Raw genomic sequence first — 23,587 nt, 5'->3', positions numbered from 1 at the left:
CTCCTTCAGCCGGCGGCTTCCGCTTCGTTGATGCCGAGCCAGCCGTAGCCGTGTTCTTCGAGTTCCATCGCCAGCTGCTTGTCGCCGGTCTTGATGATCTGACCGTTGGCGAGCACGTGCACGACGTCCGGCACGATGTGGTTGAGCAGGCGCTGGTAGTGGGTGACGACGAGGAAGGAGCGGTTGTCGGCCCGCAGGGTGTTCACGCCGTTGGCGATGGTTTTGAGCGCGTCGATGTCGAGGCCGGAGTCGGTCTCATCGAGGATGCCCAGGCGCGGCTCCATCATGAGCATCTGCATGATCTCGTTGCGCTTTTTCTCGCCACCGGAGAAGCCTTCGTTGACGCCACGCTTGAGGAAGTCGGGGCTGAGGTCAACCTGCTTGGCTTTTTCCTTGGCCAGCTTCATGAAGCTGGGGGCGTCGAGTTCGTCCTGGCCGTGGTGCTTGCGCAGGGTGTTGAGGGCGGTGCGCAGGAACTGGAGGTTGCTGACGCCGGGGATTTCGACCGGATACTGGAACGCCAGGAAGAGGCCGGCGAGAGCGCGCTCTTCGACTTCGAGTTCGAGCAGGTTCTGGCCGTCGAACAGGATTTCGCCTTCGGTGACTTCGAAGGCTTCGTGGCCGACGAGGACCTGGGCGAGGGTGGACTTGCCGGAGCCGTTGGGGCCCATGACGGCGTGGACTTCGCCGGGTTTGATCTCGAGGTTGATGCCCTTGAGGATCGGGGTGCCCTCGACGCTGGCGTGGAGATTTTTGATGGTCAGCATGTGGGTGCTCTCTACCTGTTTTCTCTAGACTGGTTAATCTGTTGCCTGCGGTGGCTGGGGCACTGCTCCCCGGGAATCGCTGTGAATACGTCCATGTACGCTGCTCTTCCGCCATCCATGGCTCCAGAGCTTCCCGGTGAGCAGTACCCCACCCACCTCGATTCAGCCGCCTTGGATTCGCTCGGCCGGGACCGCGTTACCCGACGGAGCCTTCCAGGCTCACTTCCAGCAGTTTGCCGGCTTCGACCGCGAACTCCATGGGCAGTTCCTTGAAGACTTCCTTGCAGAAGCCGTTGACGATCATGGACACGGCCTGTTCCGGGTCGATGCCGCGCTGGCGGCAGAACAGCATCTGCTCGTCGCTCACCTTGGAGGTGGTGGCTTCGTGTTCCACCGTGGCGGAGCTGTTCTTGTTCTCGATGTAGGGGAAGGTGTGCGCGCCGCACTTGTCCCCGATCAGCAGGGAGTCGCACTGGGTGAAGTTGCGCGCGCCTTCGGCGGTGGGCTGGAACTTCACCAGGCCGCGGTAGCTCTGGTCGCTGTGGCCGGCGGAGATGCCCTTGGCAATGATGGTGCTGCGGGTGTTCTTGCCCAGGTGGATCATCTTGGTGCCGGTGTCGGCCTGCTGGTAGTTGTTGGTCAGCGCTACGGAGTAGAACTCGCCGACGCTGTTGTCGCCCTTGAGTACGCAGCTGGGGTACTTCCAGGTGACGGCGGAACCGGTTTCGACCTGGGTCCAGGAGATCTTGGAGTTTTTGCCGCGCGCCATGCCGCGCTTGGTGACGAAGTTGAAGATGCCGCCGTTGCCGTTTTCGTCACCGGGGTACCAGTTCTGTACCGTGGAGTACTTGATCTCGGCGTCGTCCAGCGCTACCAGTTCGACCACGGCGGCGTGGAGCTGGTTCTCATCGCGCTGGGGCGCGGTGCAGCCTTCGAGGTAGCTGACGGAGGCGCCTTCGTCGGCGATGATCAGAGTGCGCTCAAACTGGCCGGTGTTCTCGGCGTTGATGCGGAAGTAGGTGGACAGCTCCATGGGGCATTTGACGCCCTTGGGCACGTACACGAAGGAGCCGTCACTGAACACTGCCGAGTTGAGTGAGGCGAAGTAGTTATCGCCACGGGGCACGACGGAGCCCAGATACTGCTTCACCAGCTCCGGATGCTCCTGCAGGGCTTCCGAGATGGAGCAGAAGATGACGCCGGCTTCGGCCAGCTTTTCCTTGAAGGTGGTGACCACGGAGACGGAGTCGAAAACCGCGTCCACGGCGACGTTGCTGTAGGCGCCGCCACGGCCGGTGCTTTCAGCCTCGGACTCCGCCGGTGTGCCGGCGCCGGCCACGCCCGCCAGCGCTTTCTGTTCGTGCAGCGGGATGCCGAGCTTTTCATAGGTGCGCAGCAGCTCCGGGTCGACCTCGTCCAGGCTCTGGGGCTTGTCGCTGTCCTTCTTGGGCGCGGAATAGTAGGAGATGGACTGCAGGTCCACGGGCTCGAAGTTGACCTTCTGCCAGTTCGGCTCGGTCATTTCCTGGAACTGGCGATAGGCTTCCAGGCGCCATTCGAGCATCCATTCAGGCTCGCCCTTGATCTGGGACAGGCGCTTGATGACGTCCTCGTTCAGGCCGGGTTCGAAGGTGTCCGATTCGATGTCGGTGACAAAGCCGGCTTCGTATTCGTGCTTGACGAAGTCTTCGGGCTTATTGGATTCGGCCATGGCTGCAACTCCACTGGTTCTGGGCCTGTGCGCGCGTGGCACCGGCCTTTCATGAACGGATAAATTCGGGGAAGACTGTGCAGTGCAGTGTCTTGCCGGAATTCATCCAACCCCTTTGAAAAGCGTCTCCTGAAGCGGATTCCCGCGAGTTACGCTATCACTGGCTTCTACGTCCAGCCTTGTTCTGGAGATTGATTGTACAATACCTGAGTAAATATGTCAGGTATTCCGCCTGAGTGGTAACCATTATACCGGAAGCGGCATGGGCGGGGTTAATCGTGCTGATAGGGATCGGCTCCGGGTATAATCCGTGGCTCCTGGATTGACTCTGGAGAGAGCTGTAATGGAGACCATTGAGTGGGGTGATTTCGAGCGGGTTCAGATCCGGGCCGGCACCATTGTTGAGGTCGAGGACTTTCCGCAGGCCCGGCGCCCGGCCTACAAACTGCGCGTGGATTTCGGGGCCGGGCTCGGGGTTCTCAAATCCAGCGCCCAGATCACGGATCTTTACGCCCGTGAGGAACTCGAGGGGCGCCAGGTTCTGGCGGTGGTGAACTTCCCCGCCAAGCAGATCGGCCCCATCCGCTCGGAGTGCCTGGTCACCGGCCTGCATCGTGAGGACGGCGCGGTCGTGCTGGCAGTACCGGACAAGCCGGTGCCGAATGGGGCGCGGCTGGCCTGAGCTCGGCTGGCTGGCGGATCAGTTGGGCAGTCTCAGGCGCAATGCCAGAGGAACAGTGAGTGCTGTGCACAGGGTGATGAATCCCACGGCGGCGAGTGCGGCCCCGGTGGTGTCCGCCAGAAGGCCGCCGCCCAGGGGTACGAGGAACGCCACGGTGTAGCCGATGGTGAAGGTTCCTGCCGACAGCCGGCCGGCCTCGGCGCTTGGGACCAGTTGGGGTGGCAGTGAGACGATCAGGATGAGCAGGATGCCGGCAAAGAAGCTCATGGCCACGGCGAAGGCAACACCGGGCCAGCCGTCGACCAGGATGAAGCCGAGCATGGCGGCCACGCTGAGACCGGCGCTGCACAGGATTGGGCCGCGCCGGCCGACCCAGTGCCGGGCCATCCACAGCATCAGGGCCGAGGCGACGACCTGTGCGAAGTTGAAGCTGAACAGGGTGGTGTCCAGCCGGGCCAGTTCGCCGCGGTCCTCAAGGACGCTGGCCATGTAGGCGTTGGTGCCGAAGAAAAGCGACGCGGTGCCGGCCAGGAGCAGGCCGAGCTTCCACATCAGCGGGTCGCGCAGGCGCGGCAGCCACTGGCTGCTGTCGCTGCTATCGCTGGAGGCGGTTTTCGGCAGCATCAGAAGAAGCGCGATCAGCAGGGCCGGCAGCGACCACACAAGCAGTGTCAGTCGCCAGCTGTTTCCAGTCAGCGGCATGATGACCGGCAGAGTCAGGCCGGCGCCGATGAACTCGCCCATCAGCATGCCGTTCATGTAACAGGCCGAGCCCAGAGCGAGCCGTGTGGGAGTGAGCCAGCGTGGGAGAAGCGCCGGCAGCGACGGCTGCATGACGGCTATCGCCAGACCCATGACGGCACTGGCGCCCAACAACAGGACGGGTCCCTGGGCGAGCCCCCGGGTTGCGGACATGACGCCGACCACGGCCAGGGCAGCTGCCAGTGCGTTGCGCGGGCCCATGCGCATGATCAGAAGCGACCCCGCGAGTGCCCCCAGGGCGAGCATCAGAACCGGCAGGGTGGTCAGTGCCCCGATGTGGGTCTGGCTCAGGGCCAGTTCTTCGCCGATGGCCGGTGCCAGGGCGGGAGCCACCAGTATGGGCAGGCGCATGTAGAGCCCTGCCAGCCAGAGCAGGACCAGCAGGCCGATGTCCCTGGTACGGTCGTTCATGGAATCCCCCTGACAGTACCCCCGTAGGAGCGGCCATGGCCGCGATTGCCTGTGACCGCCTTTCGATCGCGGCCATGGCCGCTCCTACAGAGGGGTGTTGCTGTATGCCGTTGTGGAGCAGGCTAGGCCCGGAGCGCAGTCCGGGCCATGGGGATAAACCGAGATGCGGTGTCAGAAGTGATACTGGATCGAGCCGGTAATCAGGCTCAGGTCGTCCTCATCCAGTGCCCCGTCGCTGTAGTCAACGTTGGGGACGTAGTCGTAGTCCGCGCGGATATAGAGGTGCTCGGTTATACCCACCTGGGCACCGACACCGGTTCGCAGACTGATGCCGGTGTTATCCACCGTTGCTGTCGCTATGTCCAGTTCTGAGTCCCAGAAGAAGCCGCCGGCTTTGGCGAAGACATCCATCCGGTTACCCAGCGGCAGGTGAACGAGGCCGGTTACATCCAGTCCGTGCAGGCTGAGTTCCGTGTCTGTTGTATCGTTCAGCTCAAAGTCCTGACTCCGGGTATAGCCCACTTCCACGCCGAAGTTCGAAAGCAGCCGCGCACCGCTGTAGACGCGGAAAGCCGTGGTCCCATCGTCACAGTCGGAGCCCTGGTTGTCGCAGGCATCGGCCAGTGATGCCATGCCGCCGCCAATGCCGGAGTAGGGATACTCATAGTCCCCGCTGGCGTTCGCCTGGAAGGGAACGGCGGTGGCGAGCAGTGCGACGGCGGGAAGAAGTCGATTCATTGGTTGCCTCTTTTGCTGGAATGCGCGGTAAGGGTTTGATTCATCTGAGCAGAGATATAGCCGCTGCGATGCACCCTGTCAACGTGGGGGGCTCGCCGACAGCCCCGGTCGCAAAGGCAAATGCAATGCAAGGTGTTCTGTGGTTTGCTGTTTCCGTGTCGCGTTGGAGTAGCCAGTACTGAATCGCAGCTGTAGCTGCTCCTACACAGAGGTCCGTAGGGGGCCCATTGGCGCGGGCAAATCGCAGCTGTAGCTGCTCCTACACAGGGGGCCCGTAGGAGCGGCCATGGCCGCGACTGGACCGCAGGTGCTCTGAAGGGATCTGAAGAGAGGTTGATTATGACAGAGAACGATGCCGGCCCGATCCTTGATCGGCTTCTCGAGGCGCACGTGCAGCACGAAATGGCACGGATGGATCATGACGCGCTGCGCGAGGACCTGGAAAGGGAACTGGGCCATGCCCTTGAGGCAGCCAACAGCATCCGGCTGAACGAGGTGATCAGTGCGGACACGGTCAATGCCATCATTTACCGCCATACCGTGGAGCGGGAGATGCCGCCGATTATCCCCGAGATGGCGGCCACCTTTACCCAGGATGTGGTTGGCTCGCAGTTCCACCGGGATGCCACACCGGGTGATCTGATGGACCGCCAGCGGCTGGAGGCCTTCGTGGACCAGGTGCTGCTTCTCAGGGAACAGCGCCAGAAGCTGATTGACCGGATGCTGGAGCAGCCGGTGTACAAGGAGCTGGTGGCCAACCTGATGTACGAGGCCATCGTGCGCTACGTGTACGAGGAGAACCTTCTGAGCCGGCGGGTTCCGGGGGTGAGCTCGGCGCTTAAGTTCAGCTCGAAGGTGCTCAACAGGGCCGTCTCCGGGCTGGACGATGTCTGGGAGAAAAGCATCAAGGGCTACATCTCGCGCAACGTTGAGAAGCTCGCACGCCACAGCGCGGACTTCCTGGCGGAGCAGCTTACGGATGAGGAGATCAAGGCCAGCGTGATGGATGCCTGGGATACGTTCAGCGACCGTCCCCTCTCCGAGCTGGAGCAGGGCCTTGGTGAGGTTGAGTGGAGCGAGTTTGTGGTGATGGGCTACGACTACTGGCTGGCCTTCCGCAAGAGCGATTACTACCGCAACGCCTACGAAACGGTGGTGAACCAGCTGTTCGAGCGTTATGGCGACCGCACCCTGGGTGATCTGCTGAACGAGTTCAACATTGACCAGTCAACCATCATGACGGAACTGGACGCGGTCCTGCCCCGGGCTCTGGAAGCACTGAAGGCCAGTGGCCTGCTGGAGGGGATTGTCCGGCGTCGGCTGGAAGGGTTCTATAACAGCGAGGCGGCACGCGCGGCGCTGGATGGATGAAAAGCGGGCGGCCGAAGCCGCCCGCGGTGTGTCGTGCTGCCCTGGTGCACCTCAGAAGGCGACGTTCAGCCGGATATAGCCAGGGATGCTGACCTCGGTAGAGGCATCCGCCAGACCGTTGTTCGGGGTGGCCTGGATCATCGACACATCCAGGGTCACATTTTCGTTGTACAACCAACGGGTGCCCAGCATCAGCGAGGGGTCCACGCTGTCGCCGAAGCGGTCTTCCCGGGTCGTCACGTTGACCTCAAGGCCGGGCTCAAAGCGCCCGAAATCAGTCTCCGGCAGGGCGTAGTGGGCGCCCATGCCCAGGTTCAGGTAGGCATCACTGGCGTCATTCCGGGCACCGTCGTCGAACACCAGTTCCGGGTTGAAGTTGAGGATGAACCGGTCGATGTCGGCCGTGAAGGCGGCGCCGGCACCCAGGTTGGTAGTGCTTTCCTCGGTATAACCCTGCTGTTGTTGGGCATCGTCTGAATCGTAGTGGGCAACCGCACCGTAGGCCGCCCAGTCAATCACCACGTCATCGCCGGCCTGCAGGGGGCGCAGTCCCACCTTGAACAGCGCTTCATTCTGACTGGTGCGTGGGTTGATGCGGCTGTGGTTGAGAACCAGCTCGGAGCCGGGCAGTCCCAGCCGTACGCCGGCACTGAAGTCCTGATCACCCCCGGTGCGCAGATCAACACTGGCCTTTTTGTTGGGGGCCGTGGTGCCGCGCTCGAGCATGAAGCCACGCGTGGGTTCGTTGTAGCTCTGGTTCTGGGCCAGAGCACCGGTGGAAACAGCGGCGGTTGTCAGCGCCAGAGTGGTAACACGGAACATCTTGTTCATGGTGCTCTCCTTGGTGTTGAGCTGCATGATTGTCAGGTCTGTATTGCAAAAGCAATGTAAACGCGGGGCTGCGACTGGTTCAATTAAACCTGTGACAGGAAACACATTTGTGGGGTAGTAGCCTGTTCCCGCCATGACAGAGCGTTATCCTCAACGCTGCGTATTCCGTGGCAGTAAGGGAGAGTGAAGACTATGTCATCCAGGTTTTTTGTGGCGTTGCTGGCCGTTCTGGCGATGCCTGTCTGGGCCCAGGGCCCATCCTTTTCCTACGCGGAAGCCGGTCTGGCACTGTATCCGAACTTCGAGAGCGAGCCACTGCTGGGGGCCCAGGTGCGGGGCAGCCAGGCGCTGAACACGCAGTGGTTCATGTTTGGCGGGCTCAAGGCGCTGACGGGGGATATTGATGTCACGGCCCTGCATGGAGGCGGAGGGTATCGCTATTCGGTGGATCACCGGACGGATGTCTGGGGCGGCCTGACGCTGGAGTATCAGGATATTGAAGTGGAGCGTTGTCGGAGTGTTATGCGCCCCGGCGGCAACTTTGTGCGTTCATGTGCCAGTGTATCCAGCGATGACACCGCACCGGGCCTGCGCGGCGGTATACGGCGCCAGCTGCACCGGGACCTGGAGATCGGCGCCTCGGCGCGCTACATCACCGGCGATCTGGACTACCTCGGATTCACCGGTACTGCCCGCTACCGCTGGCAGCCCAATGTGAGCGTGCTGGCGGAAGCGGACTATTACGATGGCAATTTCGGGGTGATCGGCGGTCTGTCGCTGCGTTTCTGATGGTGTAAAGGGTCGCGGCCATGGCCGCTCCTACGGTTGTTGTCTGCAGGAGCAGCTACAGCTGCGATTGGGTCGCGGCCGTGGCCGCTCCTACGGTTGTTGTCTGTAGGGGCAGCTACAGCTGCGATTGGGTCGCGGCCGTGGCCGCTCCTACGGTTGTTGTCTGTAGGGGCAGCTACAGCTGCGATTGTGGGTCGCGGCCGTGGCCGCTCCTACTGGTTGTTGTTTGTAGGAGCAGCTACAGCTGCGATCCTGATCAGGCGGCGTTGTTGTGGCTGCCGCCCTCGGGCGGCATGCGATAGCGTTCCTTGACCTCGCCGTTGTCCACACTCTCCAGAACCACATCGAAGCCCCAGAGCCGGTGCACGTGTTTGAGCACCTCCTGGGTATCATCGTCCGCCATGGGGATGCCGTCCACCCGGGTGTGGCGCAGCAGCAGGGAGCGGTCGCCGCGGGTGTTCACGTTCCAGACCTGGATGTTCGGGTCCTTGTAGCTGAGGTTGTACTGGCGCGCGAGCTTCTCGCGCACGCGCCGGTAACCGCGGTCGTCATGAATGGCCTTGATCTCGTAGGCATCGTCGCCTTCTTCGTCAGCAATGGCGAACAGTTTGAGATCCCGGATCACCCTGGGCGAGAGGTACTGGAGGATGAAGCTCTCGTCCTTGAAGTTGCGCATGGCGAAATCCAGGGTCTGCTGCCAGTCACTGCCGGCGATGTCCGGGAACCACGCCTTATCCTCCTCGGTCGGGTTCTCGCACATGCGTTTTAGGTCCATGTAGATGTTGAATCCGAGCGTGTAGGGGTTGAGCCCGGAGTAGTAGGGGCTGTCGAACGGCGGTTGGTAGATCACAGCGGTGTGGTTCTGCAGAAATTCCAGCATGAAGCCGTCGTCCACCAGGCCCTCGTCGTACATCCGGTGCACGATGGTGTAGTGCCAGAAGCTGGCCCAGCCCTCGTTCATGACCTGGGTCTGGCGCTGCGGGTAGAAGTACTGGGCGATCTTGCGCACGATGCGCACCAGCTCACGCTGCCAGGTTTCGAGCAGTGGTGCGTTTTTCTCGATGAAGTAGAGCAGGTTCTCCTGGGGTTCGGCCGGAAAGCGTCGCTTCTGGGACTCGGGGTCGTCGTCGCCCCCCATATCGGGGATGGTGCGCCAGAGGTCGTTGACCTGCTCCTGGCGGTATTCCTCGCGTTCCTTCTGGCGGCGGCGCTCTTCTTCGGCGGAGATGGGGGCGGGGCGCTTGTAGCGGTCCACACCCTGGTTCATCAGCGCGTGGCAGGAGTCGAGGATGGCCTCCACTTCCTCCACACCGTAGCGCTCCTCGCATTCGGCCACGTAGTTCCGGGCGAACATCAGGTAGTCGATGATGGAGCTGGCGTCCGTCCAGCTTCGGAACAGGTAGTTGTTCTTGAAGAACGAGTTGTGGCCATAGCTGGCGTGGGCGATCACCAGCGCCTGCATCATCATGGTGTTTTCCTCCATGAGGTAGGCGATGCAGGGGTTGGAGTTGATCACGATCTCGTAGGCCAGCCCCATCTGGCCGCGCCGGTAGCCCTTCTGGGTGGCCATGAACTGCTTGCCGAAGGACCAGTGGTGGTAGCCCACGGGCATGCCCACGGAGCTGTAGGCGTCCATCATCTGTTCGGCGCTGATCACCTCAATCTGGTTGGGGTAGGTATCCAGGCCGAAGTCGGCGGCAATGCGGGCGATCTCGCGGTCGTATTCCTCGATCAGCTCGAAGGACCAGTCGGAGCCGCTGGATATTGGTTTGGTCATAGCCACCTCATAGCCCGTGTTTCTGTTCACGTGGTTGCGGCCGTGGCCGCTCTTACGGGTTTGTGTTGTCTGTAGGAGCGGCTATAGCCGCGATTCCCGTGTCTTTATTCCCGTGATCGCGGCCATGGCCGCTCCTACGGTTCGTGATCAGGCGGTTTTGGGCTCGAACAGCTTGCGGAAAACGGGGTAGATCTCGCTGGCGTCCGACAGCTGCTGCATGGCGAAGCGGTCCGGGAAGTTCGCCTGTACCGTTTCGTACTCCTCCCAAAGGGCCTGGTGCTCGTGGGGGGTGATCTCCACGTACGAGTAGTACTGCACCATCGGCAGGATCTTCTCCTCGAGCAGTCTGCGGCAGATGGGCGAGTCGTCGTTCCAGTTGTCGCCGTCCGAGGCCTGGGCCGCGTAGATGTTCCAGTCGTCGCTGGGGTAGCGTTCCTCAATGATCCGGTGCATCAGCTTGAGCGCGCTCGACACGATGGTGCCGCCGGTCTCGCGGGAGTAGAAGAACTCCTCCTCATCCACTTCCTTGGCGGCGGTGTGGTGGCGTATGAACACCACCTCGATGCGCTTATAGTTTTTCTGCAGGAACAGGTACAGCAGGATGAAGAAACGCTTGGCGATGTCCTTGTGCACCTGGGTCATGGAGCCGGAGACGTCCATCAGGCAGAACATGACCGCGCTGGTGGAGGGCTTGGGCTCCCTGCGGTGCTGGCGGTAGCGCAGGTCGATCTCGTCGATCCAGGGGATGCGCTTCACCTGCCGGCGCAGTTCGTCCAGCTCCTCCTGCAGGCCTTCGATCTGGCGTTCCCTGGAGAAGGCCGGGTCATCCGAGTCCGGCTGGGCTTCCAGAGCCGCGATCTGCTGCTCCAGCTCCCTGATCCGGCGCTTGCGCTTGCCGGCCAGGCTGATGCGCCGGGCGTAGGCCTTGCGCAGTGAGCGCACGACGTTGAGTTTGGCCGGGGTACCGTCAGTGGTGAAGCCGGCGTGCACATACTGGTACGAGTCCGCGCTCTTGAGCTTCTTGCGCACCAGGAAGGGCAGTTCCAGGTCGTCGAACAGGAAGTCCAGGAACTCCTCCTGTGTGATCTGGAAGACGAACTCATCCATGCCCTCGCCCTGGTCGCTGGCCTGGCCCTCGCCGCTGCCGCCACCGGAGCCGCCGTCGGGCTTGGGCAGGCGGTCGCCGGTGACGAACTCCTTATTGCCCGGATGAACCATCTCGCGGTTGCCGCCGGCGCCGTGGTGGAACACCGGCTCGTGGATGTCCTCGCTCGGGATACTGACCTGCTCGCCCTGCTCCATGTCCGTGATGGAGCGGTTGTGAACGGCTTCCGATACCGCCTGCTTGATGTGCTTGCGGTAGCGGCGCAGGAACCGGTTCCGGTTCACCGCGCTCTTGTTCTTGCCGTTGAGGCGGCGGTCAACAACGTGACTCATGCCCATGCAGACACCTGCTTACCCTACTGGGATTTCCGGACGCGCAGGTACCACTCCGCCAGCAGCTTGACCTGCTTCTCGGTGTAGCCCCGTTCGATCATCCGGTCCACGAACTGCTGGTGCTTGCGCTGATCCTCCTCGGAGGCCTTGGGATTGAACGAGATCACCGGCAGCAGCTCCTCGGTGTTCGAGAACATCTTCTGTTCGATCACGCTGCGCAGCTTCTCGTAACTGAGCCAGGACGGGTTCTGGCCGTTGTTGCTGGCCCGTGCCCGCAGCACGAAGTTGACCACCTCGTTGCGGAAGTCCTTGGGGTTGCTGATGCCGGCCGGCTTCTCGATCTTTTCCAGTTCCTCATTGATGGCCGCGCGGTCGAACATCTCGCCGGTTTCCGGATCCCGGTAGTCCTGGTCCTGGATCCAGAAGTCGGCGTAGGTGACGTAGCGGTCGAACAGGTTCTGGCCGTACTCGGAGTAGGACTCGAGGTAGGCCGTCTGGATCTCCTTGCCGATGAACTCCACGTATTCCGGTGCCAGGAATTCCTTGATGAACCGGAGATAGCGCTCGTGGGTCTCCGGCGGGAACTGTTCCTGCTCGATCTGCTTCTCCAGCACGTACAGCAGGTGCACCGGGTTGGCGGCCACCTCGGTGGTGTCGAAGTTGAACACCTTTGAAAGAATCTTGAACGCGAAACGAGTGGACAGGCCGTCCATACCCTCGTTCACGCCGGCCGCATCGCGGTACTCCTGGATGGACTTGGCCTTGGGATCGGTGTCCTTGATGTTCTGGCCGTCGTAGACCTTCATCTTGGAGTAGATGCTGGAGTTCTCCGGCTCCACCAGCCGTGACAGCACTGTGAACTGGGCCAGCATGCTCAGGGTGTCCGGCGCACACGGGGCACCGGCCAGGGAACTTTCGCGCAGCAGCTTCTCGTAGATCTGCTGTTCCTCGGTCACGCGCAGGCAGTAGGGCACCTTGACGATGTTCACCCGGTCCAGAAAGGCTTCGTTGTTCTTGTTGTTGCGGAAGGTCTGCCACTCGGACTCGTTGGAGTGGGCGAGGATGATGCCGTCGAACGGGATCGAGGACATGCCTTCGGTGGTGTTGTAGTTGCCTTCCTGGGTGGCGGTCAGCAGTGGGTGCAGCACCTTGATGGGCGCCTTGAACATCTCCACGAATTCCATGATGCCCTGGTTGGCGCGGTTCAGGCCGCCGCTGAAGCTGTAGGCGTCCGGGTCGTCCTGGCTGAAGTCCTCCAGCATGCGGATGTTGACCTTGCCGACCAGCGCCGAGATGTCCTGGTTGTTGTCGTCGCCGGGCTCGGTCTTGGCCACGGCCACCTGGTCCAGGATGGAGGGGTATTTCTTGACCACCCGGAACTGGCTGATGTCGCCGCCGTATTCGTGCAGGCGCTTGACCGCCCAGGGCGACATGATGGGCTTGAGGTAGCGCTGGGGAATCCCGTACTCCTCCTCGAGGATAGGGCCGTCCTCTTCCGGGTCGAACAGCCCGAGGGGGGATTCGTTCACGGGCGAGCCCTTGATGGCGTAGAAGGGCACTTTCTGCATCAGGTGCTTGAGCTTCTCGGCCAGCGAGGACTTGCCGCCGCCGACAGGGCCGAGCAGGTACAGGATCTGCTTCTTCTCCTCCAGGCCCTGGGCGGCGTGGCGGAAGTACGAAACGATGTTCTCCACGGCTTCTTCCATGCCGTAGAACTCGGAGAATTCCGGGTAGCGCTTGATAACCTTGTTCTGGAAGATCCGGGAGAGGCGCGGGTCGCGGGAGGTATCGACAAGTTCCGGCTCGCCGATGGCGAGCAGCATGCGCTCGGCGGCGGTGGCGTAGGCGGAGGGATCCTCTTTGCAGATGCTGAGGTATTCCTCGAGGCTCATTTCCTCTTCCTTGGTTGCCTCGTAACGGTCCTGATAGCGCTGCAGTATGCTCATGCTTGGCCCCCTTGCTGTGACCTGGGTAAGGGGTGGTGCCTGCGCTGGCCGCACTCGCCCCTGATGGTGTCAGTTCATCATGCCTCTGTTCCGTTGGGTTCTGTCTTCAATTATGGGTAAGCCGGCGCGGGTTGCGAGTCTGATTGACGTTTCTGTGACCCGTTCGCGGCCGGGGTGCTTTCCATTGAGATTAGTAGACGGTGGTGGGGTTGAACAGGGGCGTGTGGATTAAGGTTTGATCTTTTCGGGGGCGTAACGGGCTGGCCGCGGCAGGATTGCTGGCTTCTGGGTGGTTGAGACGCCGAAGCGGGGTGCTCCTTTCCGGGACCGCTGTCGATACATCCCTGTACGCTGGCGCGATGGCATCCCTGCCATCGAGCCTCCCGGAAAGGAGCACCCCACTCCGGCGCTTTGACGTTTATGCATGGGATCCGCGATGTTGTAGGAGTCTGCTTGCAGACGAATCTGGGGGTATCGCGTGCGGGGCACGCTCCGACGGAAATGGGAAAGGGCCCACTGTAGGAGCGCGCCTCGCGCGCGATGGTTTCGCGGATGCGCTGCGGCAGTCAGTCCGGCATATCCGTTACCGCGCCCTCAGAGGCGGAATTCACGGTCTTGGCGTATTTGGCCAGGGCGCCGCGCCGGTATTTGGGGGCCGGTTTCTGCCATTGGGAACGGCGCTGCTCCAGTTCTGATTCGCTGAGATCGACGTCGATCCGGTTGGCTTCGGCGTCGATCGTGATGGTATCGCCGTCCTGGAGAAGGGCGATGGGGCCGCCGTCGACCGCTTCGGGGGTGACGTGGCCGACCACAAAGCCGTGGCTGCCGCCGGAGAAGCGCCCGTCGGTGATCAGCGCTACCTGATCGCCCAGGCCGCGGCCCATGATGGCGGAGGTTGGCGTGAGCATCTCGCGCATGCCGGGGCCACCCTTGGGTCCTTCGTAGCGGATGACCACCACGTCGCCGGCCTGTACCGTGCCGTCGTTGATCCGCGCCTGGGCTTCCTCCTCGGACTGGTAGCAGCGCGCGGTGCCGGTGAAGTGCGTGCCTTCCTTGCCGGTGATCTTGGCCACCGCGCCGGTGGGCGAGAGGTTGCCGTAGAGGATCCGCAGGTGGCTGTCCGGCTTGATGGGGTTGTCGAAGCTGTGAATGATGTCCTGGCTCTCCGGGTAGGGCTCCACGCCTTCAAGGTTCTCGGCGAGTGTCTTACCGGTCACCGTCAGGCAGCCGCCGTGAAGCAGGCCGCGATCAAGCAGCATCTTCATCAGCGGCTGGATGCCGCCGATGGCGACCAGCTCGGACATCATGTACTGCCCGCTCGGACGCAGGTCCGCCAGCACCGGGACGCGCTTGCCGATCTCGGTGAAGTCTTCCAGCGACAGCTCCACGCCAATGGTGTTGGCCATGGCGAGCAGGTGCAGCACCGCGTTGGTGGAGCCGCCCAGAGCGATGACCACGGTGATGGCGTTCTCGAACGCCGCGCGGGTCATGATGTCCGAAGGCTTGATGTCCTTCGCGATCAGGTCCAGCACCGCCGCACCGGCAGCCCGGCAGTCCTCTTCCTTGGTCTTCGACACCGCGTTCTGCGCCGAACTGTCCGGCAGACTCAGCCCCAGCGCCTCAATGGCCGAGGCCATGGTATTCGCCGTATACATGCCACCACAGGAGCCCGGCCCGGGAATCGCTGTTTCCTCAATCTGTTTCACATCGATCAGCGACTTGTCGCCCTTGGTGTAGGCCCCGACAGCCTCAAACACCGAGACCAGATCCGTGTGGTTCTCACCCGGCTGGATGGTACCGCCGTAAACAAACACCGAAGGCCGGTCCAGTCGCGCCATACCCATGACCAGCCCTGGCATGTTCTTGTCGCAACCGCCAAGCGTCACCAGCCCGTCAAAGCCCTCACAACCGGTCACCGCCTCCACCGAGTCCGCGATGATCTCGCGCGATACCAGCGAATACTTCATTCCCTCGGTGCCGTTGGCGATGCCGTCCGAGATGGTGATGGTGTTGAAAATCACACTCTTGCCACCGGCCTCATCCGCCCCGGCGCCTGCATGTTCCGCCAGTTTATTGATGTGCATGTTGCAGGGCGTGACCATGCTCCAGGTGGAGGCGATCCCGATCTGGTTCTTCTGGAAATCCTCGTCCTCGAACCCCACCGCCCGGAGCATCGCCCGGCTGGCGGATTTGCCGACTCCATCGACGACTTGGCTGGAATAGCGGCGGTTGTTGTCTTCGGCCATGGCGTGACTCTCTTTTATCCTGCTGATTGTTTTCAGGCTTTGGCGTTAACCGGGGCGTTTGAAGTAAGGGAGCGGGGAGTCCTGATCGGGAAGCTCTGGAGCCATGGATGGCGGAAGAGCAGCGTACAGGGATGTATTCACAGCGTTTCCCGAGCAGGACTCCCCGCTCCCTTACCGCAACAAACCGGAACGCTGGTATGGTAAAGCTTAAAGGCGTAATAGTACCGCGACTGAGAACTCAGGGTAAGGGACTCCATCAATGTGGCAGCAACGCATTCTCCAGTTATCCCCGAAATCCAAGGGCTTCCACCTCATCAGCCGTGAAGTCCTCGACCAGCTCCCCGAGATCGCCGACATCCAGACCGGCCTGCTGCACCTGTTCATCCAGCACACCTCCGCCTCCCTGAGCCTGAACGAAAACGCCGACCCCAGCGTACGCGGTGACATGGAACGCCACTTCCAGCACGCCGTGCCCGAAAATGCGCCATACTACGAACACACAATGGAAGGCCCCGACGACATGCCAGCCCATATCCGATCCGTGATGCTGGGCGAATCCCTCAGCCTGCCAATCGGGCAGGGACGGCTGCTGCTGGGCACATGGCAGGGCATTTACCTGGGCGAACACCGCAACAACGGCGGCGCCCGCAGGGTCGTGGCCACCCTCAACGGCGATTAACGGGAGCAGCACGTGATACCCGAGTACCTGACCGCACGTCTTAAGGAATGGGAAAACTGGCTGCTGGAAAAGCCGGACGCCGAGCACCCCCGTTCGGTGGCCTTTGCCCGCCGCCAGCTGCGCGTCGCCTATGCCGTGGTCCGGGACCTGATGGCCGGCCAGCTCAACCTCCACGCCATGAGCCTGGTCTACACCACACTCCTCTCAATGGTGCCGCTGCTGGCACTGAGTTTCTCCGTGCTCAAGGCCATGGGCGTGCACAACCAGCTCACGCCAGTGCTGTACCAGTTCTTTGAACCCCTGGGTCGACAGGGAACCGAGATTGCCGAGCAGGTCATCACCTTCGTGGACAATATCAAGGTCGGCGTGCTCGGGTCGGTGGGGCTGCTCCTTCTGGTCTATACCGTGATCGCTCTGGTTCAGAAGATCGAGCGCTCCTTCAACATGGTCTGGCGTGCCCCCATGGGCCGCTCACTCGGGCAGCGGTTCTCCAACTACCTGAGCGTGATCACCATCGGCCCGCTCCTGATGGTGGCCGGCATTGGCCTCTCGGCCACGGTCTTCGGCTCCGACATTGTCCAGCAGCTCAGCGCCATCGAGCCCTTCGGCACCCTTATCGCCGTGGTCAGCCGCTCCACTCCCTTCCTGATCACGGTGATCGCTTTCACCTTTGTCTATGCCTTTGTGCCGAATACCCGGGTCCGCTTCCAGAGTGCCCTCGTGGGCGGGCTTGTCGCGGGTGTGGCCTGGCAGGCCGCGAGCCTCGCCTTCGCCTCCTTTGCGGTGAATGCCAGCCGCTACGAGGCGATCTACTCCAGCTTTGCCATTGGCATCCTCCTGCTGATCTGGCTCTACATCAACTGGATCATCCTGCTTTCAGGCGCCAGCATCAGCTATTACCACCAGCACGAACAGGCGATCTCCTCGCGTCGGGAAGTGCGGTCGTCACCGCAGGTGGAGGAGCGCCTGGCGCTGGCGCTGATGGAGCGCGTCGCGAAAGCCTTTGACCAGGGCGATAAGCCACCCCGCCAGGAGCTTCTGGCGCTGGATTTCGGCATTCCCGGGGACATCACCCAGCACGTGAGCGACAAACTGATCCGTGCCGGCATCCTCCACCCTGGCGGGGATGATGGTGAGGAACTGATCCCCGCCCGGTCCCTTGACCGGATCCGCCTGGTGGATATCCTCAGCGCCGCCCGGGCGGATGAGGACGGGTTGCTCGCGCGTCTGCCGGCTGTGGATGCGCCGCAGATGGAAGAGATTGCGGATGCCCGGCTTACGCAGACACTGGCGGACTGGGTGCGATGATCCTGGGTCGTGCAGCGTCTAATGGCTGATCCCTCCCGGAAGCCTGCGCGTACTCCTCCCCCATATGGCTCTATCAGAAGCTGCCCCTTGTTGAGGTGCTTTTCCTCCGGGGCAGCAATGACGCCTCTTTCGCCCTGTGTTTGGACCGGATCCTGCTGGATCTGCTTTCCTTGACGGCAGGACAACCGGCTCCGGGAGTAGTAACCCATGACGACCCTGAATCAACAGGCGCATGAACGCCTGCCCAATGACAGACTGATGCTTGGCCTGCTTCTGGCCCACGTGCCCGTTGTCGGGCTGATCATTCCCTGGGGGTATGAAACCACGGCGTTTGCTCTGACGGCTTCCGTGGTCCTTGGATTGCTCGTGGCCCTCGCCCACGCGGCTCTGAAGGGTCAGCGTGCGTTCTCCGTCGTTGTGGCAATGGCGCTCATGGCGTTTTCGGCGATCATGATCCAGGCCCAGATGGGGCGCATTGAGATGCACTTCCACATCTTTGGTGCCCTCGCCTTTGTGATTCTCTACCGGGACTGGCTGCCGGTTGTCGCTGGTGCCCTCGTGATTGCTGTCCACCATATGGTGATGACGGCACTGCAGCTTGAGGGCGTGTCCGTCGGTGGTATGCCACTGATGATTTTCAGCCATGACTGCAGCTGGGGGGTGGCTTTCCTGCACGCGGCCTTCGTGGTGTTTGAGGCTTCCGTGCTCGTATTCCTGGCGCGGCGTCTGGGCGCGGAGAAAGAGCGAACCCACCGTATGCGTGAACTGGTGGAACGCGTTGCCGGGGATGGGGATCTGAGTGTGCGCCTGGATGCTGGCGGGCAGGATGCCAGTGCCACGGCCTTTGACCGGTTGATGGAACAGTTTGAAGGGCTGGTCCGCGACGCTACCGGGCTCTCCCGGAGGCTTCAGTCCGTTTCCGGCAATGTGGATGAGCTCAGCCAGGGCACTCTTGCCGCGGCGGATAACCTTCAGGGCCAGACCACGCAGGCGGCTTCGGCCATGGAGCAGATGAGCTCCTCGGTCAGGGGCGTTGCCGACAATGCGGCCCAGGGCTCCGAGGCAGCCACCCGTGCAGCGGCCCACGTGGGCGCCAGCCGCCAGGATGCCGATCAGGCCCACCAGGTGACCCGGGCCAGTAACGAGGCCATGGAGCAGGCGAGTAGCGTGATCCGCCGACTGAGTGATCAGGTGGCGGAAATCCACGGAGCCGTGAGCGCCATCAATGAGATCTCCGACCAGACCAACCTCCTGGCACTGAATGCGGCCATTGAGGCCGCACGCGCCGGTGAGCACGGGCGTGGCTTCGCGGTGGTGGCCGATGAGGTGCGCAGCCTGTCCCAGCGTACCCAGTCCTTCACGCAGCAGGTGCAATCCATTGTGGCCCAGCTCAACGAGGGCAGTGAGCAGGCGCTGGCGGCGATCGACATGGGGACCACCCGCTCGGGCGAGGCGCTGCAGCAGATGGAGCGGGTCAGTGAGGGCGCCCAGGAACTGGAGACGCTGGTGAACGACCTCAGTGGTTTGAGCCAGCAGATTGCTGCTGCCGCGGAACAGCAGTCCTCCGCTGCGGATGAGATCAGTGGCAGTGTCCAGTCCGCGGCGGATGAGAATCGAACCGTGGCGGAGAAATCGGGTGAGACCCGCGAATCCGCGTCCGAGCTGCGCGCCCTGGCGACGGAAATGGATCAGCTTCTGAGCGGGTTCAGTATCAGGCGCGATTGAGCCCGGTCTACGGGCTCTTGATGTTGTAGGACCCTTTAGACGGCAGTCGATCGCGCTGCTTGAGGTCTCTCAGGTTCTGATCCCAATCATCAGCCAGGGCCTGAGCGTTTGCCAGCATCTTTGAGACGAAGAAATGGACATCCAGTCGAGCGATGACATCGCTCTCAAGGCCGGTGAGCCCATACTGGGCAATGGTGGTGTCCGCCGACGTCTGGTAGTTCAGCAGGTAGTCGGCACGCCCAAACTGGATCATCTGGAGCGCTGACTGGTGCGTTCGGGCCTCAGTGATGCGCATGGCATCGCTTTCAGCCTCAAAGAAGCGCCCGAGCTGGCCGTAGGAGTAGCCTTTCATCAGCACCACGTGATGGCCCTTCAGTTGCTCCACATCGCTGACGGGTTGGGTGTCCTTGCGGTGGTACACGGTCAGGTTGAGGGTGATGGCGGGTTCTTCGGCCTCGACCGCAGTGTTTTTCAGTCGGTGCAGGTCGGCTGCTGCCAGTGTGAAAGCGGTCTCGCCGGAGTCAATCTGGCGATAGAGGCGGGTGGCCGGGTGCTGTACGAAGCGCACGGGCTGATCCATGGCACTGAATACCTGGCGAGCCAGCTCTACAAGGTATCCCTTCGACTGGCCCTCACTGTCCGTGTACCCGAAAGGCGGCAGGTGAATATAGCCGAATTCCAGTGGCTCGGGTTCCGTCTGCGCGGATGCCTCCGTGGACAGGAGCAGGGTGCTGAACAGCAGAGACATGAACAGTGAGGTTCGGGAACTGCGGCGCAGGGACATCGTTCACCTGTCAGAGGGGGGATAGGGGAAGGTGATTCTATCGGCTGCACTCACTTTATGCGTTGGTCAGGATGTAAACAATTTCAAAACATTGTCCGGCACTCAGTCAGGTTGACCTGGATGCTGTGTTAACATCTTCTCAGAATGATCTCCTGTGTCAGTCGGGAGTTGATCCCTATCAAGCGCGAGCGCTAGCCTGATTTGGACTTTGTGCGAAGTCTTTGTCTGGAAACAAGGAAAAGGAGTTCCTCATGTATCTATGGAAAGTTGATCGTCTTGCCGATGAACTGGGCAACAATCAGGTTTCCCAGAAAGAAGAGTTCAAGTATACCCTCGCCTTCACGCTCCTCGGCATCCTGCTGCTGGGACTGGCGGCCTTCGGGTCCGGTGCTGTGCCGCACTGGCTGATGGCGGCGGATCTCGCCATTATGCTGATCATCACCGGTGCCGGCATCGTGTATTGCTACAAGCGCAATCAGGGCTCGGATAACCGCGACTTCATCGTCCGCTTCATATGCCTGGGGCTGCCGGTGACGGTACGCATCACGATCCTTGGGCTGGTGGTTGGCTTCATCGTGGGAGCCGTTGCCGGCATTGTGCTCGAGCCGGAGTCTTTTCAGCACTCGGAAGCCGAACCCGGAGCCATGGTGTTCATCAACCTTGGCGTCGGCTACCTGATCCATGCCCTCTATTTCATCTATCTGGCGCGTTGGATGGCTGCGGCGGGTGATGCTTTCAGGAATCCTGTGGGCTGACCTGTAGAGAGCCTTGTGATCGGTCCCCCTCGCGATTATTGGGGATCGATCGTCCCACCTTCAGGTCGCTTAAACATCGTCTTTGAACTGGCTGGTGCTGGTAGCAGTATCTGCGGATGCCTTTCTATAAACCTTGTCTGATGTCAGAAATATAAAGACTTCTGTGATGCCTGACAGTATATGGAGAGTCGTGCCCTGAGAAATATCGAAGATGTTTTCGGGTATCGACCTTGCTATCGCTAGGGAAAATATGGCCAGGAGTGAGTTCTTCGCCGGTATTAGGAATGCATTCTTTTTCAGGGAAGGGGGAAATTTTTTATAATATGGCGTATCAGGGGTAAAGGAGTGATGAATGAATGGAGGCGGTGCGTATGGTTGCGTCGAGTGTATGAACTGTCGCAACTTCTTAATTCATCTTTAAATATCTCGAGATAGCTTGTATACCCAACTAATGTTGCATAGTTTTTTTGGGGGTATTTTTGAGTGCATTTTAATAATGTTAGTGAAAGGGGCGTGGATTTCATCTATCCGGTTTGATGATTTTTTGATATTTGGGTGCAGCGCATACTTCTTGGTGTGTAAATGCCGATATAACGCCAAAAATTATTGCCTCATTGGAGATTATAGATGATCTCAAAAGTTTTCTTTATGTCCTTGTTAGTATTGTAAAAAATAGGACACAAAAGGAATATTTTAACCGTGTCGTGGTCATTCCTAAATTTCTTTTGTTCAAGTGGGTAGGTTGTTAATGCACATTAAATATTGGGCATCATTCGTTGGTTTTGTGATCGCTCATCGAGTTTGATATATATAGGAGGGTATGCATGATTTCGACGAATTAGGGTAGATTGTTTGAGGCAGGTTATTTTTTTATGAGACTTTCTATGCTTTTTAGAGCAAGTATTGTGTATCTCGTCGTCAAAAACATGAAAGCGGAATGTATTAATAAAAAAGCCATAACTAAGTGGGTGGATGTTGTGTTGTTGTGATTGTAGACAATATAAAATAATGCGGCTAGAAAAGGTATATAAATATAATTGAGGGCAGCTAATCTTCCCGTTATAGAAGGAGTATTTTTTTTCATAATAATGCCCTGCCTTCGGAGTTTTTGAGTGGGTTGTTTTCACGGCACCCGATAAAGGGTACCGTGAAAACTAAGATTTACTCACTTACATAGTACATTGCACCCGCAATGGGGTAGCCAAATGCCATGGTTGTAGGTCCACCAGCTGTGGCAAGAGCCGTAATCATGGTGGCACCCTCATTCCAAGTTAACTCTCCGCCGCCAACTTTTTCAACTTCCTGCATATTCAGTTCACGCATTTGTCTTCTCCTTTCAGTCATAGAATGATACTACCAACTATTTCCGTGTTGTCCCTGACCGGTCATGGAGCAACAGCCTCAACCTATGGTGGGCCATTACTTGCCTTCAATACTTGCCTTTTTCTGTGCGTGAAATAATTCACAGAATTGGTGTAGTGATTATTGCGGAGTTGCCGCCGGATTTTCGTCTGGTGCATGGTTCTGTTCAAGGACGAAGCGGCGGAATGCTGAGGCGATAGCGCTCCGCTAAAAGGAACACCACAGGGACTGCCGGTGTGATGCGAAGGAGAGCACTTGCCATGTCGCTATTTGCGGCTTGCCTGATACTGCCCGAAACGGGGGCACCTTCCGAGGTCAGATCTGACCTGACAGAACTGCATGCGCTTGCTCTTGAACATGATGCAGAGCTGGAAGCAGCGCGGCATCGCCGTGATGCCGGAAAGGAGGCTTTGGAGCAAGGGCGTGCCAGCTTATTGCCGAAGTTGTCTGTTTCCGCGGAGTATTCGCGGAACCGTGAATGGTCCGATCAACGTAAGCGGTCCACGAACCCCATCTTAACGGCCTGAGCCGGATTCGCCAGACTGCCTGCGTGGTTTCAACGGAGGTACTCATGACGCACCGACTGACCGACACCCAGGCGTTCTGGCTGGGGCACCTGTTCCGGGCTTACTCGTTGGGGCAGAGCCTGAGTGCCTATGCCGCACACCAGCAACTCGATTTCTCCGATCTCATGCAGTGGCGCCAGCGCCTGGCAGTTCAAAACATTGAGCTGCCGCCCCAGCACCGCCCGGATCGGTTTGTCCGTGTTGAGGTGGCCTCGTGATCCGCCCCGCAACCGATGTGGCCGTCTACCTGTGCCGGGACGTGGTGGACATGCGCAAGTCCATCGACGGGCTGGCGCTGCTGGTGCAAGAGGCGATGGAACTGAACCCTTTTGAGCCAGCGGTTTTCGTGTTCTGCAACCGCCAGCGCGACAAGGTCAAGATCCTGGCCTGGGAGCGCAACGGTTTTGTGCTGTGGTACAAGCGTCTGGAGCAGGAGCGGTTCAAGTGGCCGGAGCAGGCCGACGGCTCGCCGATGGCGCTGACAGGCCAGCAGCTGAACTGGCTTCTGGATGGGTATGACATCGCCCGGATGAGGCCGCATCAGGAGCTGATTTTTGACACCGTCGGATGATTTCAAGTGGCTGATTGATGGGCGATTTAGTACAATAGCGTCATGTCAGACGCCGCCTCCAGCCCCGCTTCCACCGTTGCCGAACTGCAGCGCCAGCTGCAGCAGCAGAAGGCGGAAAATGCTCGTCTTGCCAAGCGTAATCAGTCGCTGGAAAAGGCCAAGCGCGATCTGTTTGAGCAGCTGCGGCTGCTGATCGAGAACCGCTTCGGGCCCTCCTCCGAGAAGTACCGCGTTGAGCAGGCGGACATGTTCTTCAACGAAGCGGAAACGCTGGCCGCTGAGACGGAGGAGCCCCCGCCGGCGGCAGCCCCCAAAGACGAGGATGACGCTCAGACCGAGGCGGGTCGCTGCCGGCGCCAGAGCTCCAGT

General features: G+C 60.5%; 22 protein-coding genes. 11 read left to right on the top strand and 11 right to left on the bottom strand.

Annotation, left to right across the window (positions count from 1 at the left end):
* Window positions 1-5 precede the first annotated feature (5 nt).
* Entirely contained in the window at window positions 6-767 is a 762-nt protein-coding gene (gene sufC / locus F3089_RS13845) for a Fe-S cluster assembly ATPase SufC (protein ID WP_151441375.1), read from the bottom strand.
* A gap of 196 nt (window positions 768-963) precedes the next feature.
* Window positions 964-2,478 carry a Fe-S cluster assembly protein SufB gene (gene sufB / locus F3089_RS13840; protein WP_151441374.1) on the bottom strand — a complete coding sequence of 505 codons (1,515 nt, stop codon included), beginning with the start codon at window positions 2,476-2,478 and terminating at the stop codon, window positions 964-966.
* 343 nt (window positions 2,479-2,821) lie between these two features.
* Here sufB and F3089_RS13835 point away from each other — a divergent pair, with 343 nt between their 5' ends.
* The gene (locus F3089_RS13835; RefSeq protein WP_151441373.1) at window positions 2,822-3,160 is read left to right on the top strand and encodes a tRNA-binding protein; all 339 of its coding nucleotides are present in this window, start codon (window positions 2,822-2,824) and stop codon (window positions 3,158-3,160) included.
* A gap of 18 nt (window positions 3,161-3,178) precedes the next feature.
* On the opposite strand, the gene F3089_RS13830 is transcribed toward F3089_RS13835, so the two are convergent.
* Entirely contained in the window at window positions 3,179-4,333 is a 1,155-nt protein-coding gene (locus tag F3089_RS13830; RefSeq protein WP_151441372.1) for an MFS transporter, read from the bottom strand.
* 171 nt (window positions 4,334-4,504) lie between these two features.
* Window positions 4,505-5,071 carry a porin family protein gene (locus F3089_RS13825; RefSeq protein ID WP_151441371.1) on the bottom strand — a complete coding sequence of 189 codons (567 nt, stop codon included), beginning with the start codon at window positions 5,069-5,071 and terminating at the stop codon, window positions 4,505-4,507.
* A 339-nt stretch (window positions 5,072-5,410) separates the two neighbouring features.
* Here F3089_RS13825 and F3089_RS13820 point away from each other — a divergent pair, with 339 nt between their 5' ends.
* A complete protein-coding gene (locus F3089_RS13820; RefSeq protein ID WP_151441370.1) occupies window positions 5,411-6,442 on the top strand; it encodes a hypothetical protein in 1,032 nt (343 codons plus the stop codon).
* A gap of 51 nt (window positions 6,443-6,493) precedes the next feature.
* Here F3089_RS13820 and F3089_RS13815 read toward each other — a convergent pair whose 3' ends face one another.
* Window positions 6,494-7,273 carry a hypothetical protein gene (locus F3089_RS13815; RefSeq protein WP_151441369.1) on the bottom strand — a complete coding sequence of 260 codons (780 nt, stop codon included), beginning with the start codon at window positions 7,271-7,273 and terminating at the stop codon, window positions 6,494-6,496.
* A gap of 192 nt (window positions 7,274-7,465) precedes the next feature.
* On the opposite strand from F3089_RS13815, the gene F3089_RS13810 reads away from it, so the two are divergent.
* Window positions 7,466-8,062 (top strand): hypothetical protein, encoded by a 597-nt coding sequence (locus F3089_RS13810; protein ID WP_151441368.1) that lies wholly within the window; start codon window positions 7,466-7,468, stop codon window positions 8,060-8,062.
* A 256-nt stretch (window positions 8,063-8,318) separates the two neighbouring features.
* Here F3089_RS13810 and F3089_RS13805 read toward each other — a convergent pair whose 3' ends face one another.
* The 4 genes from F3089_RS13805 to ilvD all read right to left on the bottom strand — a co-directional run bounded on the left by F3089_RS13805 (window position 8,319) and on the right by ilvD (window position 15,468).
* Window positions 8,319-9,839 (bottom strand): SpoVR family protein, encoded by a 1,521-nt coding sequence (locus tag F3089_RS13805; RefSeq protein WP_151441367.1) that lies wholly within the window; start codon window positions 9,837-9,839, stop codon window positions 8,319-8,321.
* Between the two features lie 147 nt (window positions 9,840-9,986).
* Window positions 9,987-11,276 (bottom strand): YeaH/YhbH family protein, encoded by a 1,290-nt coding sequence (locus F3089_RS13800; RefSeq protein WP_225741767.1) that lies wholly within the window; start codon window positions 11,274-11,276, stop codon window positions 9,987-9,989.
* Window positions 11,277-11,299: 23 nt separating this feature from the next.
* Window positions 11,300-13,222, bottom strand: a complete 1,923-nt coding sequence (locus F3089_RS13795) for a PrkA family serine protein kinase (protein WP_151441365.1) — start codon at window positions 13,220-13,222, stop codon at window positions 11,300-11,302.
* 566 nt (window positions 13,223-13,788) lie between these two features.
* Window positions 13,789-15,468 carry a dihydroxy-acid dehydratase gene (gene ilvD / locus F3089_RS13790; RefSeq protein WP_151441364.1) on the bottom strand — a complete coding sequence of 560 codons (1,680 nt, stop codon included), beginning with the start codon at window positions 15,466-15,468 and terminating at the stop codon, window positions 13,789-13,791.
* A 259-nt stretch (window positions 15,469-15,727) separates the two neighbouring features.
* Here ilvD and F3089_RS13785 point away from each other — a divergent pair, with 259 nt between their 5' ends.
* From F3089_RS13785 to F3089_RS13775, 3 genes are all read left to right on the top strand, one after another.
* Entirely contained in the window at window positions 15,728-16,147 is a 420-nt protein-coding gene (locus tag F3089_RS13785; protein WP_151441363.1) for a secondary thiamine-phosphate synthase enzyme YjbQ, read from the top strand.
* A 12-nt stretch (window positions 16,148-16,159) separates the two neighbouring features.
* A complete protein-coding gene (locus F3089_RS13780; RefSeq protein WP_225741766.1) occupies window positions 16,160-17,455 on the top strand; it encodes a YihY/virulence factor BrkB family protein in 1,296 nt (431 codons plus the stop codon).
* 207 nt (window positions 17,456-17,662) lie between these two features.
* Entirely contained in the window at window positions 17,663-19,180 is a 1,518-nt protein-coding gene (locus tag F3089_RS13775; RefSeq protein ID WP_151441362.1) for a methyl-accepting chemotaxis protein, read from the top strand.
* A gap of 7 nt (window positions 19,181-19,187) precedes the next feature.
* Here F3089_RS13775 and F3089_RS13770 read toward each other — a convergent pair whose 3' ends face one another.
* On the bottom strand, window positions 19,188-19,928 hold the full coding sequence (locus F3089_RS13770; RefSeq protein WP_192497391.1) for a substrate-binding periplasmic protein: 741 nt from the start codon (window positions 19,926-19,928) through the stop codon (window positions 19,188-19,190).
* 287 nt (window positions 19,929-20,215) lie between these two features.
* On the opposite strand from F3089_RS13770, the gene F3089_RS13765 reads away from it, so the two are divergent.
* Complete coding sequence (locus tag F3089_RS13765) at window positions 20,216-20,719, top strand: hypothetical protein (RefSeq protein ID WP_151441360.1); 504 nt, start codon at window positions 20,216-20,218, stop codon at window positions 20,717-20,719.
* A 1,161-nt stretch (window positions 20,720-21,880) separates the two neighbouring features.
* Here F3089_RS13765 and F3089_RS15920 read toward each other — a convergent pair.
* The gene (locus F3089_RS15920; protein WP_192497390.1) at window positions 21,881-22,042 is read right to left on the bottom strand and encodes a hypothetical protein; all 162 of its coding nucleotides are present in this window, start codon (window positions 22,040-22,042) and stop codon (window positions 21,881-21,883) included.
* 278 nt (window positions 22,043-22,320) lie between these two features.
* On the opposite strand from F3089_RS15920, the gene F3089_RS16205 reads away from it, so the two are divergent.
* The 4 genes from F3089_RS16205 to F3089_RS13745 all read left to right on the top strand — a co-directional run.
* The gene (locus F3089_RS16205) at window positions 22,321-22,608 is read left to right on the top strand and encodes a TolC family protein (RefSeq protein WP_151441359.1); all 288 of its coding nucleotides are present in this window, start codon (window positions 22,321-22,323) and stop codon (window positions 22,606-22,608) included.
* 44 nt (window positions 22,609-22,652) lie between these two features.
* The gene (gene tnpA, locus F3089_RS13755) at window positions 22,653-22,865 is read left to right on the top strand and encodes an IS66 family insertion sequence element accessory protein TnpA (RefSeq protein WP_151441358.1); all 213 of its coding nucleotides are present in this window, start codon (window positions 22,653-22,655) and stop codon (window positions 22,863-22,865) included.
* Complete coding sequence (tnpB, locus tag F3089_RS13750) at window positions 22,862-23,218, top strand: IS66 family insertion sequence element accessory protein TnpB (protein WP_151441357.1); 357 nt, start codon at window positions 22,862-22,864, stop codon at window positions 23,216-23,218. The genes tnpA and tnpB overlap by 4 nt, the downstream gene beginning before the upstream one ends.
* A gap of 42 nt (window positions 23,219-23,260) precedes the next feature.
* The coding region (locus F3089_RS13745) for a transposase domain-containing protein (RefSeq protein ID WP_502707346.1) at window positions 23,261-23,587 on the top strand (327 nt) is incomplete at its 3' end.

The organism is Halospina sp. K52047b (genome assembly GCF_008709855.1).
In the GTDB taxonomy this organism is placed as follows: domain Bacteria; phylum Pseudomonadota; class Gammaproteobacteria; order Pseudomonadales; family Oleiphilaceae; genus Halospina; species Halospina utahensis_B.
The sequence above is the reverse complement of the archived record's forward strand: the minus strand, read 5'-3'. Positions and strand labels throughout refer to the sequence as shown.

Coding starts and splice junctions, on each gene's coding strand:
- sufC (WP_151441375.1), bottom strand. CDS start 767: ATGCTGACCATCAAAAATCTCCACGCCAGCGTCGAGGGCACCCCGATC.
- sufB (WP_151441374.1), bottom strand. CDS start 2,478: ATGGCCGAATCCAATAAGCCCGAAGACTTCGTCAAGCACGAATACGAA.
- F3089_RS13835 (WP_151441373.1), top strand. CDS start 2,822: ATGGAGACCATTGAGTGGGGTGATTTCGAGCGGGTTCAGATCCGGGCC.
- F3089_RS13830 (WP_151441372.1), bottom strand. CDS start 4,333: ATGAACGACCGTACCAGGGACATCGGCCTGCTGGTCCTGCTCTGGCTG.
- F3089_RS13825 (WP_151441371.1), bottom strand. CDS start 5,071: ATGAATCGACTTCTTCCCGCCGTCGCACTGCTCGCCACCGCCGTTCCC.
- F3089_RS13820 (WP_151441370.1), top strand. CDS start 5,411: ATGACAGAGAACGATGCCGGCCCGATCCTTGATCGGCTTCTCGAGGCG.
- F3089_RS13815 (WP_151441369.1), bottom strand. CDS start 7,273: ATGAACAAGATGTTCCGTGTTACCACTCTGGCGCTGACAACCGCCGCT.
- F3089_RS13810 (WP_151441368.1), top strand. CDS start 7,466: ATGTCATCCAGGTTTTTTGTGGCGTTGCTGGCCGTTCTGGCGATGCCT.
- F3089_RS13805 (WP_151441367.1), bottom strand. CDS start 9,839: ATGACCAAACCAATATCCAGCGGCTCCGACTGGTCCTTCGAGCTGATC.
- F3089_RS13800 (WP_225741767.1), bottom strand. CDS start 11,276: ATGAGTCACGTTGTTGACCGCCGCCTCAACGGCAAGAACAAGAGCGCG.
- F3089_RS13795 (WP_151441365.1), bottom strand. CDS start 13,222: ATGAGCATACTGCAGCGCTATCAGGACCGTTACGAGGCAACCAAGGAA.
- ilvD (WP_151441364.1), bottom strand. CDS start 15,468: ATGGCCGAAGACAACAACCGCCGCTATTCCAGCCAAGTCGTCGATGGA.
- F3089_RS13785 (WP_151441363.1), top strand. CDS start 15,728: ATGTGGCAGCAACGCATTCTCCAGTTATCCCCGAAATCCAAGGGCTTC.
- F3089_RS13775 (WP_151441362.1), top strand. CDS start 17,663: ATGACGACCCTGAATCAACAGGCGCATGAACGCCTGCCCAATGACAGA.
- F3089_RS13770 (WP_192497391.1), bottom strand. CDS start 19,928: ATGTCTCTGCTGTTCAGCACCCTGCTCCTGTCCACGGAGGCATCCGCG.
- F3089_RS13765 (WP_151441360.1), top strand. CDS start 20,216: ATGTATCTATGGAAAGTTGATCGTCTTGCCGATGAACTGGGCAACAAT.
- F3089_RS15920 (WP_192497390.1), bottom strand. CDS start 22,042: ATGCGTGAACTGAATATGCAGGAAGTTGAAAAAGTTGGCGGCGGAGAG.
- F3089_RS16205 (WP_151441359.1), top strand. CDS start 22,321: ATGCGAAGGAGAGCACTTGCCATGTCGCTATTTGCGGCTTGCCTGATA.
- tnpA (WP_151441358.1), top strand. CDS start 22,653: ATGACGCACCGACTGACCGACACCCAGGCGTTCTGGCTGGGGCACCTG.